The following is a 16209-nucleotide window of genomic DNA, read 5'->3' as shown; positions in this document are numbered from 1 at the left end:
CGAAAGCCGGGGCGCCGGCTGAGCATGCGCGTGCCCCCGCCGTTCCGGCATCGTCTCCTCGCGATCCTTGCGCTTGCGCTGGCGCCTTGGGCTGCGCCCGGGGCAGCGCAGGCCCGCAACCTCGCGCTGCTGGTCGGCGTCGCCGCCTATGACGAGCCCTCGATCCGCCCGCTGGAGGGGCCGCGCAACGACGTCGTCGCGCTCTGGCGCTATCTGGTCCGCCACGACTTCGCGCCCGCCGACATCGAGGTGCTGGCGGAGGGACTGCCGGCGGCGGCCGATACGCCGACGCCGGAGGCGGCGCCGACCCGCGCCGCCATCCTCGACGGTCTCGATCGTCTGGCCGCCCGGGCCGGGGCGGGGGATTTCGTGCTGTTCCACTATTCCGGCCACGGCACCACCCAGCCGCAGACCCAGGCGGAGGGCGAAGGAGCGGGGGGCGAGGACGCGGAGATCGAGGCGGGCGGGCGCGACCAGGTGCTGCTGCCCAAGGATGCCGGCCGCTACGACGCCGCGGCCCGCGGCATCCGCAATGCCATCGTCGACAACGAACTCGGCGCCGCGCTCGACCGCATCCGCGCCCGGGGCGCGACGGTGTGGGTGGTGGTCGACGCCTGCCATGCCGGCTCGGTGACACGCTCGGCCGATGCCACGCGCAGCGTCGATCCGCTCGCCCTCGGCGTGCCGGCGGCGGGGGCGACGCCGCCCGCCACGCCGCCCGCGCCGCACCCGCCGGAGCGCGCCGGCACGTTCGATCCCGCGACGCTGCGCGGCGGCGCGGCCGTGGCCGCGGGTGGTGCCGGCCCGCTCATCGCCTTCTTCGCCGTCGATTCCTGGACGCTGGCGATCGAGCGCGCCTATCCCGTGCCATCGACCGGGGCGGCGTCGGGGTCGGCCGGCGAGGAGCAGGCGAAGTTCGGCGTCTTCACCTGGCACCTGCTGCGGGCGCTGGAAGCGGGGCAGGCGCGCAGCTTCCGCGATCTCGCCCGCCGCGTCTCGCTCGACATCGCCGCCGGCTCGCGCCTCGCGCAGGCGCCGCTGCCGGTGTTCGAGGGCGACCTCGATCGCGGCCTGTTCGGGGCGGCGGGCGAAGGGGCGGCGCGCTTTCCCGCCCGCCTCGAGAATGGCGAGGTGGTGATCGAGGCGGGCGCGCTGCAGGGCTTCGATGCCGGCGCCGAGGTCGCCCTGTTCGACGGGCCGCTGGGCGGCGCGGCGCGGCTCGGCACGGCGCGCCTCGACACCGCCACCGCCGCCGACAGCCGCGCCCCGCTCGCCGATCCGCCGGCGCCGGGGGAGGGCGGGCTGTGGGCGCAGGTGGAGCGACCGGGCGTCGCCTTCCGCTTCCGCGTCGCCGGTGTCGCGGACGCCCCGGTCGACGGGCGCATCCGCGCCGCGCTCGCGCCCGGCGAGGGCGGGCCGGCGATCGGCGTCGAGCCGGTGGCCCCCGGGGCGCCGGCGGATCTGCGGCTCGACGTCGCCGAGGGCCGGCTCTGGCTGGCGCCGGAGGGCGCCCCGCTCGTGCGCGACCCGCAGGCCTATGGCCGCAGCTTCTCCCTGCCGCTCGACCTGCCGCCGGGGGATTTCGACCGGCAGCTGCGCGCGGCCGTGTTCGCCTATGCCCGCGCCGCCAATCTCGTGCGCGTCGCCAGCCTCGCGGAGATGGAGGCCGGGGCCGGCGCGGGCGACATCGAGATCGCCCTGGAGCGCATCCGCGAGACCGATCCGGCGCGGCTCGCCGATCCGCGCCGCGCCTGCGCCGCCGCCGCGCGGCCTTCGGCGCCGCTGCCGGTCGACAGCGGGGCGGCGGCGGCGCTCGCCCATTGCGACATGGTGCGCCTCACCATCGCCAACCGATCCGACCGCGATATCGATCTCGGCGTGTTCTTCCTCGATCCGCTCGGCGGCATCGACGTTCCGGTGAAGGACTGGCGGCAGAACGGCTGCATCGCCACGCTGCCGGCCAAGGCGTCGGGGCCGCTGGTGCTGCGCACGACGCTGCGCAGCTGGGGCAAGAACGGGCCGGGCCAGATCGGGCTGCACCGCATCCTGGTCTTCGCCCTGCCGCGCACGGGGGGAATCCCGCCCTCGCTCTGCCACCTGCTGCAGCGCGACGCCGCCACGGCGGCGGCCGGCGCGGCCGCGCTGCGCAATGCGGGCGGCAAGGGCGGGCTTATCGACCTGCTGAGCCGCGCCGCGCTGGTCGATCCCGCGCTGCGGGCCGCCAACCCGTTCGAGGAGGAGACCGAGGCCGCCGGCGGCCCGGTCGTGCGCCAGTTCACGCTCGACCTGCTGCCGCCGGGGGGAGGACGCTGATGCGCGCGCGCCGCCCGCTCGCCGTTCTCGCGCTCGTCCTGCTCGCGCTGGCGGGCCCCGCCGCCCGCGCCGCCGAGCCGGCGCCGACCCCCACGCCGACGCCCGCGGAACTGCGCGACGAGGCGTTCCGCTCCGCCCAGACCGCCATGCTCACCTCGGCCAGCCTCGCGCTGGCGCAGCTCGGCGTGCGTTTCGCGGCGGGCTCGGACGGCCTCGCCCGGCTGGTGCGCCAGCGGCAGGATCTCGTCGCCGCCTGGAAGAGCGCCGACGGGGCGCTGGTCGAAGCGCTCGGCACCGCCGGCACGGCCGACGATCCGGCGGTCGCCGCCCGGCGCGCCGAGGCGGAGGCGCTGGAGGCGCGCATCGCCGACAGCGACCGCGAGATGGCCGCCCGCTTCCCGGCCTATGCCGAGCTCTCGCAGCCGCAACCGGTCGCCATCGCGCAGGCGCAGGCGCTGCTCGGCCCCGACGAGGCGCTGGTGCTGGTGTTCGTCGCCACCCGCGAGACCTTCGTCTGGGCGGTGACGCATGACGACGCCGACTGGCAGCGCGTGCCGGCGACCCGCGACGATCTGGTGGCGCAGGTGAAGGGGCTGCGCGCCGGGCTCGATCCCGGCGCGGTCGCGGTCATGCGCTCGGGCGCGCTGCGCGATTTCGGCGAGGCGGAGGTGGACGGCGCCGGCGAGAGCGTGCGCACCAGCTTCAGCCGGGCCAGCGCGCACGAGCTGTTCGCCCGGCTGCTGGCGCCGTTCGACCGGCTGCTGGCCGGCCGTGCCCGCGTCTTCGTCGTCGCCGAGCGGCCGTTCGATTCGATCCCCTTCGCGCTGCTGGTCACGCAGCCGCCGGCGGGCGACGACACCGACCCCGCCGCGCTGCGCGACACCGCCTGGCTGATCAAGCGGCAGGCCATCGTCACGCTGCCCTCGGTGTCGAGCCTGAAGACGCTGCGCGCGGCCGCCGCCGTCTCGAGCGCGCCGCTGCCCTTCCGCGGCTATGGCGCGCCGCTGCTGGGCGGGCGCGCGGCCCCGGCGCAGATCGCCAGCCGCGGCGCGGCGGTGGCGGGAACGCTGCTGCGCGGCGGCACGGTCAGCCGCGAGACCGTGCGCAGCCTCGCGCCGCTGCCGCAGACCGAGGGCGAGCTGCGCCGTCTCGCCGAAACGCTGGGGGCCGGCCCCGATGCCGTCCAGACCGGCGCGGCGGCGACCAAGAGCGCGGTGCTGGCGGCCGATCTCTCGCAATACCGCGTGCTCGCCTTCGCCACCCACGGGCTGCTGGCCGGCGATATTCCGGGCCTCGCCGAACCCGCGCTGGTCTTCACCCCGCCCGAGGGGGAGGGGGGCGACGACGGCCTGCTGACCGCCTCGGAGGCGGCGCGGCTCAATCTCGCCGCCGACTGGGTCATCCTCTCCGCCTGCAACACGGCGGGCGGCGACGGCACGCCGGGCGCGGACGGCCTGTCGGGCCTCGCGCGGGCCTTCTTCTATGCCGGCGCACGCACCCTGCTGGTCTCGCACTGGCCGGTGCGCGACGATGCCGCCGCCCGGCTCACCACCGGCGCGCTCGGGGCGCTGCGGGCCGAGCCGGGCCTCGCCAAGGCGGAGGCCTTCCGCCGGGCGACGCTGGCGCTGATCGCCGACCCCTCCGACCCGACGCTGGCGCACCCGGCGATCTGGGCGCCCTTCGTGATGGTGGGGGAGGGGCGATGATGCGACGGGCGATGTTACGACGGGTGGCATCGCGCCTCCTCGGGGCGGGATTGCTCGTGCCGCTGCTGCTCGGCGCCGGCCTGCTGCCGGGACGGGCGCAGACCGCCGACGCGCCGCTGCGCGAGTCGCCGGCCGCCGCCGCGCCGGCCTCGCCGGAAGATCCGGTGAAGCAGCTGCGCACGGCGTACAAGCTGCTGGAGGACGATCAGGCGGGCGCGGCGATGGCGCTGCTGCTGCCGGCACGCGACGCGCTGGAGAATGCGGGCGATCTCGACCGGCTCGGCATCCTCTACAGCCTCACCGGCTATGCCGGGAAGGCGCTGGGGGATCGCCCGACCGAGCTTTCCGCCAAGGTGCAGGCGGTGCTGCTGGCCTATCTCGCCAACCCCCTCGAATCGATCGACACGCTCGACGCCGAATTCTCGCTGGCGGAAGCCTATAGCCGCCACGACGTGCGCGACGCGCAGCTGCTGGTGCTCGCCAACATGCTGGCGAGCGTCGAGGCCGCCCGGCGCGCGGGGCCGCTGCCGGACGCGCTGGAGGAGACCGAGACCATCGCCCTGCTGCTGATGGGGCAGCGCCTGCGCGCCGACGGGCGCCCGGAACTGGCGCTGGCCGTGTTCCGCCGCGCGCTGCCGCTGGCGCAGAAGGGGCGCGTCGACGCCGAGAATGCCGGCAAGCTCGCCGCCATCGTCGCGGAGATGGAAGCCGCCGCCGCGCCGCTCGCGCCGCCGCCGGAGGCGGGCGCCTGCCTCGGCCGCGCCGACCTTCCCGCCGCCCGCATGGCGGAATGCCGGCAGGCGGCGGACCGCGCCCTCGCCGCGGGCGATGCGGCCACCGCCGAGCGCCTCCTCGTCGAGCTGCTCGCCGACGTGCCGCAGGGCTCGCTGCGCGAGGAGCGCTTCGAGGCGGCGCGCGACCTGCTGCTGCTGCGCCAGATGAACCGGCCGGCGGACGATGCCGACCTCGCCGCCAGCGTCGATCTCGTCGGCAATTATCTCGCCAGCATCGGCGAGGTCGCCGGCGCCGCCATCGCCGGGGCGCGTGTCGTGCGCTCGGCGCTCGACCGGGGCGTCTACGAGCCCCGCCTCGCCGAGATGTGCGGCCATCTCGCCCGCCGCGCGGTGCGCGTGGGGGCGCCGCAGCTCGCCCTGCGCCTGCTGGCGTTCCAGCGCGCCGTCGTCATGGCGGGTCTCGGCGAGGGCGTGGCGCTCGAACGGTCGATTCCGAACCCGGAGGTGAAGCGCCGGCTGGTCGCGGCGCTGCTGCAGCTGGAAATCGCCCATACCGCGGCCGCGGCCGGCTATGCCGACCGGGCGGCGGCGGAGCGGGCCGAGGTCGACCGGCAGGTGGCGAGCCTCGACCTCGCCGATTTCGACCGCATCGAGGACATGACCGCGATCAGCTATGCCGGGGTGAAGGACTATGTGTTCCCCAGCTACATGGCGGCGATCGACCTGATGGGGCGCCTCGCCAGCCGGCTCCCGCCCGGCGATCCCCGCCGCGATTCCTTCCGCATCGGCTGGGTCAGCGGCCTCGCCTCGATGTGGGGGGAGCCCGCGCGCGCCGATGCGCTGGCGGACGAGGCGATCCGCGAGATCCGCGCCGCGCCGGAGGGGCGGCGCAAGGCGCTCTCGACCCTTCTGACCCTGCGCGCCGAGACCGTCATCGACGCCAACCCCGCGCTGTCGGCGCGCTTCACCCGCGAAGCCTATGAGGTGATCGCCGTCGAGCCCGGCCACGAGACCGAGCGCATCGCGCTGTTGCTGGACATGGCCTCCGACCAGAGCGACGCCGGCCTCGCCGCCGCGCTGGTCGACGAGGCGCAGCGGCTGCGCGCGGGGGCGAGCGGCATCGAGCCGCGGATCCTGGCGCGGCTCGACCTCAAGCGCTCCTACCGCGCCTTCGACGCGGGCGACACGGCGCTCGCCATCCGCCTCGCCGAGGACGCGATCGCCACGCTGGTCGCGGCCAACGGCAAGGACGACTGGTCGGTGCTGGAGCCGGCCCGCTCGCTCGCCGCCGTCTATGCGGCGGCGGGGCGGCTCGACGAGGCCCGCGCCACCTACGAGGCCTATGTCTTCCCGCAGAGCGAGGCGGTGCTGGTGGGCGAGGAGAAGGCGCTCGACGACCAGCTCGGCCTCGCCAATCTCGAGGCCTACTACGCCCCGCGCGCGGAGACGCTGCGCACGCTGGCGACGCTGCTCGATCGCAGCCGGCGCCGGCTGAAGGCCGACAGCGACGTGCCCCGGCGCATCCGGCGGGCGCAGGCCTTCGCCTATTACGGGCTCGGCGACGGCATCCCGGCGCGCGAGGCGGCCCGCGCGGCGCTGGAGATCCAGCGCCCGCCGGCCAGCGACACGGCCAGCGCGCGCGAGGATCGCAAGCTGCTGGAGACGCTGGTTGGCGCGGACTGGGCCGCGAGCCGGGCGGCAGCGACGCCATGACGGTAGCCGTTGACGTTGCGCGATTGTCTGACATTCTCGCGTCGTCGTGCGCCGAGGGGGAAGTGGAACGATGCCGGTCTTGCCTGCCATGCCGCGTCGACGCTGACGCTTCTCCCCCTGCCGGGCTTTCCCGCCCGGCCCCTGCCGCGACCCTCGGCGCCCCCTGGCGGTGGCCTCGCCTGCGCGATGGCCGCGGTCTCCTCCGCCCCCCGGCTCCGACCGCCCGCCGCCTGCGCGGGCGGCCGATCGGGCTCGGCCGGGCGTCTCCCCCGGAAGCCTCATCCGTCGTCACAGAGTGCCCATCATGATGCTCCACGTCCTTCGCCCGCTCCTGCGCCGGCCGGCCCTGCGGTCCGGCGCGCTCGCCGCTTCGCTTCTCTGCGGAGCCTTCGCCGCCCACGCCGAGGGGCCGGGCGACGAACTCAAGGTCGAGGTCGCGCCGGCCGCGGCGGTCGAGCGCCCCGCGACGCTGCCCGCCGGCGACGATGCCGCCGCCCTCGATGCGGGTGCCGGTGCCGCCTCCCGCCTGCCGGCCTCCGGCCGCGGACTTCCCTATGACGCGGCCGGTGTCGCGCTGAAGAAGGGCGGCATCCTGAAGAAGGGCGCCAACGAGAAGATCGTCGGCGGCCAGCAGGCGCAGCAGGGCACCTATCCCTTCCAGGCCGGCATCCTGCGTCTGGTCTCCACCAACGGGAAGGTCACCGGCCTCGCGCCGATGTGCGGGGGCACGGTGCTGACCTCGCGCTGGATCCTCACCGCCGCGCACTGCTTCGTGGAAGGCACCGGCGGCAAGGTGCAGGGACTGCGCAGCACCAAGGACATCCTGGTCCATGTCGGCAGCACCAACCTGCTGGCCGATCCCGAGGAGCGCGACTGGGTTCCGATCAAGCGCGTCATCCCGCACCCGAAATACGTCACCGGCACCAACGTCAACGACATTGCCCTGATCGAACTCGACCGCACGCCCCGGCGCGGCGTCGCCTATGACCAGGTGACGGTGGTGACGAAGGATTCCGAGCCGGCCGACCTGCCGAACGAGGCGGAGCTGCACATCGTCGGCTGGGGCACCACCTCGGAGGGCGGCAGCCCCTCGGTCGACCTGATGGAATCGACGCTGAACGCGGTCGACCGCAACCAGTGCAACCGGGTGCTGACCTCGGCGCTGGTGAACTCGCCCGACGCCCGCAAGGCGCTGGAGGATCTCAGCTACGTCTTCAACCTGTCGCAGGCCGGCCGCAAGGCGCTGGAGCAGCAGCTGCCGCAGATCGGCGGTGTGGTGACGCCGCAGATGTTCTGCGCCGGCGCGGCGGTGGACGGCATCGACACCTGCCAGGGCGATTCCGGTGGGCCGATCCTCAGCCGCAAGGCCGATGGCAGCTTCGTGCAGGTGGGCATCGTCAGCTTCGGCATCGGCTGCGGCCACGCCGAGCTGCCGGGCGTCTATACCCGCCTCGCGCTCTATACCGACTGGATGAAGAAGACCATCGCCGCCCCGCCCGCGCCGCCGGCCCCGGCGGCGGCCGCCGCTCCCGCCGGCGCGAAGCCCGCCCGCCGGCCGTGAGCCGCGGACCGTCCGGCGCGCGGGCGTGCGCCGGACCCTATCCGGCGCCCGTCCCCGGCCGGCTCAGGGCTTGACCGGCTGGCGGATCGGCCAGAAGGCGAGGGACAGGCTGGCGCTTTCGAGCGGCAGCCGCCCGCCGCGGGTCGCCCCGTCGAGCAGGTCGTCGAGACCGCTGCCGGTGTCGTCACCGCGCGTCGCCTGCGCGGCGCGGTCGTTGAAGGCCGCGAGCGCACAGAGCGAGGGCAGGTCGGTCTCGCCCGCCACGAACGGCACGCCGACGACGAAGACGCCGTTGGTCGTCGTCGGCGCCCGCCCGGGCACGATCGCGCGGGGGTGGTAGGGCACCTCGAACAGCAGCCGCCGGCCCGGCTCCAGCCGGTCCGACACGGTGAGCCCGACCGGGCAGGTCGGGCGCCGCGCGATCAGGTTCCAGCCGTCGTCGAGGAAGAAGATCGCCGCCAGCATCGGCCGGGTGCTGCGGTTCTCCACCGCCACCTGCACCTTGTCGCAGCGTTCCACCAGCGCCTCGGCATCGACCTCGGTGGGCGTCGCCTTGAACGCGCACTGGCGGGTGCCGGCATCGTAGCCATAGCGCCGCACCTCGACGCTCACGTCGAGATCGCCGCCGCTGCCCGTCGCGGCCAGCGACTGGATCAGCGCCACCTGCCGGGCGCGCAGCACGGCGCGGGCGACATCCTCCGCCGACGGGGCGGCACCGGGCGCGAGCGCGACCAGCGGGCCGGCTTCGACCTCGGCGGGATCGAGGCCGGGCGGCATGAAGCGCAGACCCTCCGCACTCATCCACGGCACCAGCGCGGGCGCGGCCTCGTCGGCGCGGGCGCGGTCCTTCAGCGGGCCGGCGAGCGCCGCCGCGAGGGCGTCGGCCTGCGCCGCCTGGGCCGTCGGGTCGGCCGCGCCGGCGCCCGGCCAGGGGCGCGGGGCGGCGATGCCGAAGGCGGCGAGCGGCGCGGGGCGGGCGAGGCGGGCATAGGCCGCCTGTTTGAACGCCGGCGAGGTGGGAACCGTCGGGCAGCGCGCCGCGCCCGGCACGCAGCCGGGTTTCAGCGGCGACAGGCGCGCGCGCACCGCCTCGGCCTCCTCCACCAGCGCATGGCCGGAGGGCTTGTCGCCGGGCTGCGGGGCGGCGGGGAACAACGCGACGACGGCGCCGGCCTCGAGACCCTCGATCCGGCCGGCATGGAGCACGCCCTCGCTCACCCGCCAGGTCGCCGCCTCGCCGGGCGCGGCGGCACCGGGCAGGGCGCCCTCGAGGCCGTCGCCCTCGAAGCTCGGCGTCTGCCGCGCCTGGAAGGCGGCATCGGCACGCAGCACCCGGCCGGTTTCGACGATAGTCTGGCGGTAGCTCAGCGCGGGCGCGCGCTTCAGCACGTCGGTCAGCGCGGTGGTGAAGATCGAGCCCCAGACGCGCTTGTCGGCGGGTGCGGTCGGCGGCAGGGCCACCTCGCGCGCGGTCTCGTTGGGCTGCGAGGCGTAGAAGGCGGTGAGCCGCCCGGCGTCGGGCGGCAGCGCCGGGGCGAGGTCGGCCAGCACGGTGGTCTTGTCCGGCGCCATGGCGGTGGCGGCGGAAAGGCCGATATCCTCGAGCTCGATCTTCTTCTCGTGCACGTCGTCGCCGACCGCGCGCGAGGCGGAGCCGGAGAAGCAGCTGTCGAGGATGAACCAGACATCGGCGCCGCGGGCGCGGATGGCGTCGAGCCGCTCGCCGAAATCCGGCCCGGCGATGGCGTTGTCGAAGCGGTTGCGCGGGGCGGGTGCGGTCCCTCCCGAGGCGGGGGCGCCCGCGTCGCGGGGCAGGAACACCTGGTCGAGCCCGTCGACCTTGCGGCTGGTGCGCGAGGGCTGCCGGCTGCCATGGCCGGAGGCGTAGACGATCACCAGGTCGCCCCGGCCGGCCTGCTGCGCGAGGCGCTCCATCCCGGCGAGGATGGCGGCGCGGGTCGGCAGGCCGGCCGAGCCCTCGACGCCGTCGGCGAGCACGGTGATGTCCGCCTCGCCGATGCCGCGGGCGAGGAGCGCGGCCCGCATGCGGCGCACGTCGTTGGCCGGCGCCTTGAGCTGCTTGTCGGGCGGGAAGGCGGGATAGTCGGACACGCCCACCAGAAGCGCCCGGGTGGCGGCGTCGGCGGGATCGGCGGCGGCGACGAGCCCCGCCAGCAGGAAGAGGGCGCCGCCCAGGCGCGCGATCGAAATCTTCGGGGATCGCCTCATGGCGCCGGCCTCTCGCCCGCCGCGAGCCGCCGCAGCAGTTCCTGCGCGGCCGGGTAATCGCCCGCCTGCGCGGCGAGGGCGGCGGCGTAGAGATCCCATTCCGCCGGCTGCCGCTCGATCAGCCACAGCGCGCCCGCGACCTTGGCGAAATCCGGGGTCGGTGTGCCGGTGGCGATCCAGTCCGGCAGTTCGGGCGGCGGCCCGGCGACGAGGTCGATCCGCGCCTCGGCCCCCTGCGCGTCGCGCACGGTGAGCACGAGCGGTCCGCCCGTTCCCGCCGGCAGGTCGAGCCGGGCGGCGGGCGTGCGGGCCTCGACGCGGGCGAGCGGCGGGGCGCCGGCCGCTCCGATCGTCACCGCGAAAGGCGCGACGCCTCCGCTCCAGCCGACCCATAGCGGCGCGCCGGCGACGACGCGCTGGGGCACGCCGCGGCCGAGCGTCAGCCTGAGCTCGGGATCGGTGCGGCCGATCAGGTTCACCGTGCGCGCCTCGGGCTTGCTCTGGAACAGTTCGCCGATCAGCGCCGCCAGTGCGCTGAGCCGTCCGCCGGTGGGCAGTTCGCCCTTTACCGGGTGGGGCGAGCGGGCGGCGTCGATGCGCAGCTGGCCGTCGCCCGCGGTCTCGATGGTCACCGCCGTGGTCGGATCGGCGACCACCACCTGGTCGCCCGCGAACAGCGCGCCGCCGATCTGCACCGGCACCTCCTGCCCCTCGCGCAGGATGTGGCTGGCGGCGTCGGGATCGGCGGCGGCACTGTCGAGCGCGAGGATGTAGCCGGCGGGCGGGCGCATGCCGTCCTGCGCCTGGGCGGGCAGGACGATGCCGCCGATGACGAGCGCGAGGACGATCTGGAGCGCGACGAAGGCTTGCGGCGCGACGAAGGTTTGGCGGAACCGGCCGGCCGGGGCGGGGCGTCTCATGCGGGGTCTTCCGTCGGTTGGGCGGCGGGCTGGTTCGGCTTGACGGGCTTGCCCGGTTTCAGCAGCGCTCGCCAGCCTTGGCGGCGCCATTCCCGGGCGATGCCGAACACGCCCTCGAGGGTGGAGAAGAAGGCGAGCATGCCGAAGGCGGCGAGCACGATGTCGCCGGCCGTGGTCGGCGCCACGATCTGCCCGAGCAGCGCCAGCGAGCCGAGCACCGCCAGCGCGACGACGATGGCCGCCGGCAGCGCCTTGAGCCGCGCGGTGATGGCGGTGAGCAGCCCGAACAGCGCCAGCGCCACCAGCGTCGCGCCCAGCGTGCCGAGCGGTCGGCCCGACAGCACGGCGGGCGCCGTGGCGACGGCGTTGGCGACGATCAGCGCGCCGGGCAGGTAGCCGATCGGCGTCAGGTGGCCGTCGAGGCTCTCGGCATGGCTGGAGCCGATGATGACGAAGCGGTTCGCCAGCAGGTCGTCCGCCACCGCGCGGGGCGCCACCACCGCTCCCACCGGGGTGAGCAGGGTGCGGGCCGAGACGCGGCGGAACAGCGGCACGTCGCGCCCGCCGCGGCGGATGAACTGGGGCGCGGCGAGATCGGGGCCGTCGGCGATGAGGAAGGGGATGGCGGCGCGGGCATCGGGATTGCGCGGCCAGGCGGGGGCCGGCGAGCCGTCGCCGGCACAGAGCGCGCGGGTGCGGGCCTGCGTGAAGGCGGCGACATCGGCGAGCGGGCGGGGCGGCGATCCCGCCACGGCGGCGGCGGCGAGTTGCGGCGAGGGCAGGGTGATGCCGCCCGTCCCCTCGCACAGCGTCTGGCTCAGCTCCCAGCGGCGCACGACACGGTCCTCGTCGATGCGGCTGACGCTGGTCACCCAGAGGATGTTGGCGTGGCCGGCGGTCGCGGCGTCGAGGATGGAGGGCTCGGCGACGAGCCGGTTCGCCCCGCCCTCGCTGAGCGTGTCGAGGCGGCGGGCGAGCGCGAGCGGCGGCGCGTCGGCCGGGTAGCCGGCGATGAAGGCGGTGAGCGCGGCATCGCCGGCCGGCGTGTCGGGCCGCACCGTGTCCATGTCGAGGAAGATGCCGCCCGCGCGCTTGGCGGCGCCCAGCGCGATGAGCCCGGCGAGCAGGTCGCGCGGCGCGCGCGGCGGGTTGCCGAGCGCCGCCATGGTCGGGCCGTCGATGTCGATCAGCGTCACCGGGATGGCGTTGCGCGTCGCGCCGGAGAGCACCGAGGCCCAGCGCACGATGCGGTCCTTCTCGCCGAGATTGGCGCTGAAGCCGGCGATGCGGTCGGCGAGGCCGAAGACGGAAAACAGGCCGACGATGGCGGCCATCAGTGCCGGCTTGAGGAGGCGACCGATCCAACGGGACTTTGGCTGCACGAACGGACCGACCCCGACCACCCTGTCGCGCGCCGCCGATCGGGCGGTGCGCCTCATCATACCTAGCCTATGATTCCGGCGGCATTTGGAGAAGCCCCCCGGCGCCGCACGACCGCCGAAGCGAGGCGGGCACAAGGATCGGCCGGCGACGATAAGTTCATCTTATCGGGCTGATCAGAAAATCGGAATTAATATAATGAAAGGGCTTTGCTATGAAGGCGGCGACGAGGGAGCCGCCCATGCCGATACCGCCATTCCACGGGCTTGGCCGCGTGATCGTGCCATCTACGGATTGCGCGGTCCGGCACGGGCGCGCACCGTCCCACGCCTGTCATCCGCACCGGCCACTCTTGTGCGCCCGGGCGCACCGCACCTTCAGCACTGCCATGATCGGAGAGCAACATGGACGCCAAGACTGACGACAGCGTGGGCAAGTGCCCCGTCGCCCACGGTCGCGGGCCCCGCCAGAACAGCGACTGGTGGCCGAACGAGCTGCGCCTCGACATCCTCGGCCAGCATTCCGCCAAGACCGATCCGCTGGGGCAGGGCTTCAGCTACCGCGAGGAATTCTCCAAGCTCGACTATGCCGAGCTGAAGAACGACCTGCGCAAGCTGATGACCGATTCGCAGGACTGGTGGCCGGCCGATTTCGGCCATTACGGGCCGCAGTTCGTCCGCATGTCCTGGCACGCCGCCGGCACCTATCGCCTCGCCGACGGGCGCGGCGGCGGCGGGCGCGGGCAGCAGCGCTTCGCCCCGCTCAATTCCTGGCCGGACAACGTCAATATCGACAAGTCGCGACGCCTGCTCTGGCCGATCAAGCAGAAATACGGCCAGAAGATCTCCTGGGCGGACCTCCTCATCCTCACCGGCAACGTCGCGCTGGAGACGATGGGCTTCCGCACCTTCGGCTTCGCCGCCGGCCGCGAGGACAGCTGGGAGCCGGACCTCGACATCAACTGGGGCGTCGAGGGCGAGTGGCTGGCGCACCGCCAGCTGGAGAACTTCGCCAACCCGCTCGGGGCCACCGAGATGGGCCTCATCTACGTCAATCCGGAAGGCCCGAACGCCAGCGGCGACCCGCTCGCGGCGGCGGCCTTCATCCGCGAGACCTTCGCCCGCATGGCGATGGACGACGAGGAGACGGTGGCGCTGATCGCCGGCGGCCACACCTTCGGTAAGACCCACGGCGCGGCGGCCACGACCTATGTCGGCCCGGTGCCGGAGGATGAGGGGCTCGAGGCGCAGGGGCTGGGCTGGATCAGCAGCTACGGCTCGGGTTCGGGCGGCGACACCATCAGCAGCGGCATCGAGGTGACCTGGACCCAGCACCCGACGCTGTGGACCAACCTGTTCTTCGAGAACCTGTTCAAGTTCGAATGGGTGCAGACCCGCAGCCCCGCCGGCGCCATCCAGTGGGAGGCCAAGGACGGGCCGGAGGATATTCCGCTCGCCCACGACGCCTCGAAGAAGCAGAAGCCGCGCATGCTGACGACCGACCTGTCGCTGCGCTTCGATCCCGCCTACGAGAAGATCTCGCGCCGCTTCCTCGAGCAGCCGCAGGAGTTCGCCGACGCCTTCGCCCGCGCCTGGTTCAAGCTCACCCACCGCGATCTCGGCCCGCGCGCCCGCTATCTCGGGCCGGAAGTGCCGAAGGAAGAGCTGATCTGGCAGGACAACGTGCCGGAGGTCGACCACCCCCTGATCGACGACGCGGACGCGGCGGCGCTGAAGGCCAAGGTGCTGGACGCCGGGCTCACCACCTCCGAACTGGTCGGCACCGCCTGGGCCTCGGCCTCGACCTATCGCGGCGGCGACAAGCGCGGCGGCGCCAACGGCGCGCGCGTGCGTCTCAGCCCGCAGAAGGACTGGGAGGTCAACCGGCCGCAGCAGCTCGCCAAGGTGCTGCAGGTTCTGGAGGGCATCCAGGCCGGCTTCAACGCCGAGGCGCCCGGGGGCAAGAAGGTTTCGCTGGCCGACCTCATCGTGCTCGCCGGCAATGCCGGCATCGAGCAGGCGGCGAAGGCGGGCGGCTTCGAGGCGCGCGTGCCGTTCACGCCGGGCCGCACCGATGCCACGCAGGAGCAGACCGACATCCACGCCTTCGCGGTGATGGAGCCGCAGGCGGACGGCTTCCGCAACTACCAGAAGCCCTCGCTGACCGTCGCGGCCGAGGTGGCGCTGGTCGACAAGGCCCAGCTCCTCACCCTGACCGCGCCGGAAATGACGGTGCTGGTCGGCGGCCTGCGCGCGATCAACATCAACGCCGACGGCTCGTCGAAGGGCGTGCTGACCGACCGGCCGGGCGTTCTGACCAACGACTTCTTCGTCAACCTGCTCGATATGGGCACGCAGTGGACGGCGCAGGGCGGCGGCAAGGACGTCTATGAGGGTCGCGACCGCAAGTCCGGCGAGGCGAAGTGGACCGGCTCGCGGGTCGACCTCGTGTTCGGGTCGAACTCGGTGCTGCGCGCGCTTGCCGAGGTCTATGCCAGCGCGGACGCGCAGAAGAAGTTCATCGACGACTTCGTGGCGGTCTGGGCCAAGGTGACCGATCTCGGGCGCTTCGACCTCGCCTGATCCGGCGCATCGACCGGCGGCGGCTTCCGGGCTGCCACCGGCTCCTCACGAAAACGCCGCCGCGCCGTCACCGGCCGGCGGCGTCTTTCGTTGCGGCGAGCGGGGTTCAGGCGGCGTCGTAGAGGCGGCGCTCGAACAGCGGGCTGCCGCGCAGGCCCGACAGCGCCTTGGCGGCGGCCAGCACGGCGAGATCGACCAGCGGCTCGATCAGGATCACCGACATGTAGGCGACGCCGAAGGAGGCGACCGACGAGAGGTTCTCCGCGCCGAAGCCCTGGCCGTACAGCGCCCAGAAGGCGACCCAGGCGACGATGCCGGCCTGGTAGGTGGTGGAGAGCGCTAGCGCCTGCCGGTACTTCAGCTCCACATAGGGGGTATCTGGCGCGATGATGGCCCGCGCCAGCGCGGTGAGCGCGAACAGCGGCACCAGCAGCGTGGTGACGTTCATGCCGTATTGCGGCAGGTCGAAGGGCGCGAAGAAGAGGCCCTGGATCAGCAGGCCGAGGGCGAGGCCGATCGCCGCCGGCGCCACGCCGAAGATCAGGAACAGCGTCGAGCCGAGGATGAGATGCACCTCGGACACGCCGACCGGGTGGTGCGGCAGCACCTCGAAGAAGGCGAAGACGAGGGCGGTGGTCGCCGCGCTGCGCGCCAGCAGCGAGCCGACGCCGCGCTCGCGTGCCGCGTCGGCGGCGAGCTTCAGCGTGTAGCCGCCCGCGGCGGCGGCGGTGGCGTAGCTCAGCCAGATCTTGGCGTCGGCCACGAGGCCGGGTTCGATATGCATAGCTGTCTCCGATGCCGTCTCACCCGACGGCGCAAAAGGTGGGCCATGCGCAGGGCCGGTCTCCTGACTCGCGGGTCACCGCCGGCCCCCGCCTTCCCGGCCGTCTCTCGGGCCAGTGGCGTATCGGGGGAGGCTCGCCGCTCACAGTCGCGGGGGCGGTCGGGGCTTCGGGCGGCGGCCGCGCTACGGCCCCCGCTCTTCCCCGTTCCCGTTTCATCCGGGCGAGTCGCCGCGCCCGGACACCATGCGCCCGCCCACACTTGCGAGATCGGGGCGCCTGTCAAGCC

General features: G+C 74.3%; 9 protein-coding genes and 1 riboswitch. Of the genes, 5 read left to right on the top strand and 4 right to left on the bottom strand.

Annotation, left to right across the window (positions count from 1 at the left end; genetic code table 11):
- Window positions 1-24: 24 nt before the first annotated feature.
- From ACEUEL_RS14900 to ACEUEL_RS14885, 4 genes are all read left to right on the top strand, one after another.
- Window positions 25-2313: a caspase family protein gene (locus ACEUEL_RS14900; RefSeq protein WP_405707016.1), complete on the top strand. Its 2289-nt coding sequence runs from the start codon at window positions 25-27 to the stop codon at window positions 2311-2313.
- Window positions 2313-4019, top strand: coding sequence for a CHAT domain-containing protein (locus tag ACEUEL_RS14895; protein ID WP_405707014.1), 1707 nt, complete (start codon window positions 2313-2315; stop codon window positions 4017-4019). The genes ACEUEL_RS14900 and ACEUEL_RS14895 overlap by 1 nt, the downstream gene beginning before the upstream one ends.
- 23 nt (window positions 4020-4042) lie before the next feature.
- Window positions 4043-6466, top strand: a complete 2424-nt coding sequence (locus ACEUEL_RS14890; protein ID WP_405707012.1) for a hypothetical protein — start codon at window positions 4043-4045, stop codon at window positions 6464-6466.
- A 304-nt stretch (window positions 6467-6770) separates the two neighbouring features.
- A complete protein-coding gene (locus tag ACEUEL_RS14885; RefSeq protein ID WP_405707010.1) occupies window positions 6771-8027 on the top strand; it encodes a serine protease in 1257 nt (418 codons plus the stop codon).
- 63 nt (window positions 8028-8090) lie between these two features.
- Here ACEUEL_RS14885 and ACEUEL_RS14880 read toward each other — a convergent pair whose 3' ends face one another.
- The 3 genes from ACEUEL_RS14880 to ACEUEL_RS14870 are packed head-to-tail and all read right to left on the bottom strand — an operon-like array spanning window position 8091 to window position 12615.
- Window positions 8091-10256 (bottom strand): caspase family protein, encoded by a 2166-nt coding sequence (locus ACEUEL_RS14880; RefSeq protein WP_405707008.1) that lies wholly within the window; start codon window positions 10254-10256, stop codon window positions 8091-8093.
- On the bottom strand, window positions 10253-11176 hold the full coding sequence (locus ACEUEL_RS14875) for a hypothetical protein (RefSeq protein WP_405707006.1): 924 nt from the start codon (window positions 11174-11176) through the stop codon (window positions 10253-10255). The genes ACEUEL_RS14880 and ACEUEL_RS14875 overlap by 4 nt, the downstream gene beginning before the upstream one ends.
- Window positions 11173-12615 (bottom strand): CHASE2 domain-containing protein, encoded by a 1443-nt coding sequence (locus ACEUEL_RS14870; RefSeq protein WP_405707005.1) that lies wholly within the window; start codon window positions 12613-12615, stop codon window positions 11173-11175. The genes ACEUEL_RS14875 and ACEUEL_RS14870 overlap by 4 nt, the downstream gene beginning before the upstream one ends.
- Window positions 12616-12960: 345 nt before the next feature.
- On the opposite strand from ACEUEL_RS14870, the gene katG reads away from it, so the two are divergent.
- Window positions 12961-15138, top strand: coding sequence for a catalase/peroxidase HPI (gene katG / locus ACEUEL_RS14865; RefSeq protein WP_405707003.1), 2178 nt, complete (start codon window positions 12961-12963; stop codon window positions 15136-15138).
- A 106-nt stretch (window positions 15139-15244) separates the two neighbouring features.
- On the opposite strand, the gene ACEUEL_RS14860 is transcribed toward katG, so the two are convergent.
- Window positions 15245-15922 carry an energy-coupling factor ABC transporter permease gene (locus ACEUEL_RS14860; protein WP_405707002.1) on the bottom strand — a complete coding sequence of 226 codons (678 nt, stop codon included), beginning with the start codon at window positions 15920-15922 and terminating at the stop codon, window positions 15245-15247.
- Between the two features lie 36 nt (window positions 15923-15958).
- Window positions 15959-16184: riboswitch (cobalamin riboswitch) on the bottom strand.
- Window positions 16185-16209: the final 25 nt, after the last annotated feature.

Source organism: Ancylobacter terrae (genome assembly GCF_045108345.1).
Lineage (GTDB): Bacteria > Pseudomonadota > Alphaproteobacteria > Rhizobiales > Xanthobacteraceae > Ancylobacter.
The sequence above is the reverse complement of the archived record's forward strand: the minus strand, read 5'-3'. Positions and strand labels throughout refer to the sequence as shown.

Coding starts and splice junctions, on each gene's coding strand:
- ACEUEL_RS14900 (WP_405707016.1), top strand. CDS start 25: ATGCGCGTGCCCCCGCCGTTCCGGCATCGTCTCCTCGCGATCCTTGCG.
- ACEUEL_RS14895 (WP_405707014.1), top strand. CDS start 2,313: ATGCGCGCGCGCCGCCCGCTCGCCGTTCTCGCGCTCGTCCTGCTCGCG.
- ACEUEL_RS14885 (WP_405707010.1), top strand. CDS start 6,771: ATGATGCTCCACGTCCTTCGCCCGCTCCTGCGCCGGCCGGCCCTGCGG.
- ACEUEL_RS14880 (WP_405707008.1), bottom strand. CDS start 10,256: ATGAGGCGATCCCCGAAGATTTCGATCGCGCGCCTGGGCGGCGCCCTC.
- ACEUEL_RS14875 (WP_405707006.1), bottom strand. CDS start 11,176: ATGAGACGCCCCGCCCCGGCCGGCCGGTTCCGCCAAACCTTCGTCGCG.
- ACEUEL_RS14870 (WP_405707005.1), bottom strand. CDS start 12,615: ATGAGGCGCACCGCCCGATCGGCGGCGCGCGACAGGGTGGTCGGGGTC.
- katG (WP_405707003.1), top strand. CDS start 12,961: ATGGACGCCAAGACTGACGACAGCGTGGGCAAGTGCCCCGTCGCCCAC.
- ACEUEL_RS14860 (WP_405707002.1), bottom strand. CDS start 15,922: ATGCATATCGAACCCGGCCTCGTGGCCGACGCCAAGATCTGGCTGAGC.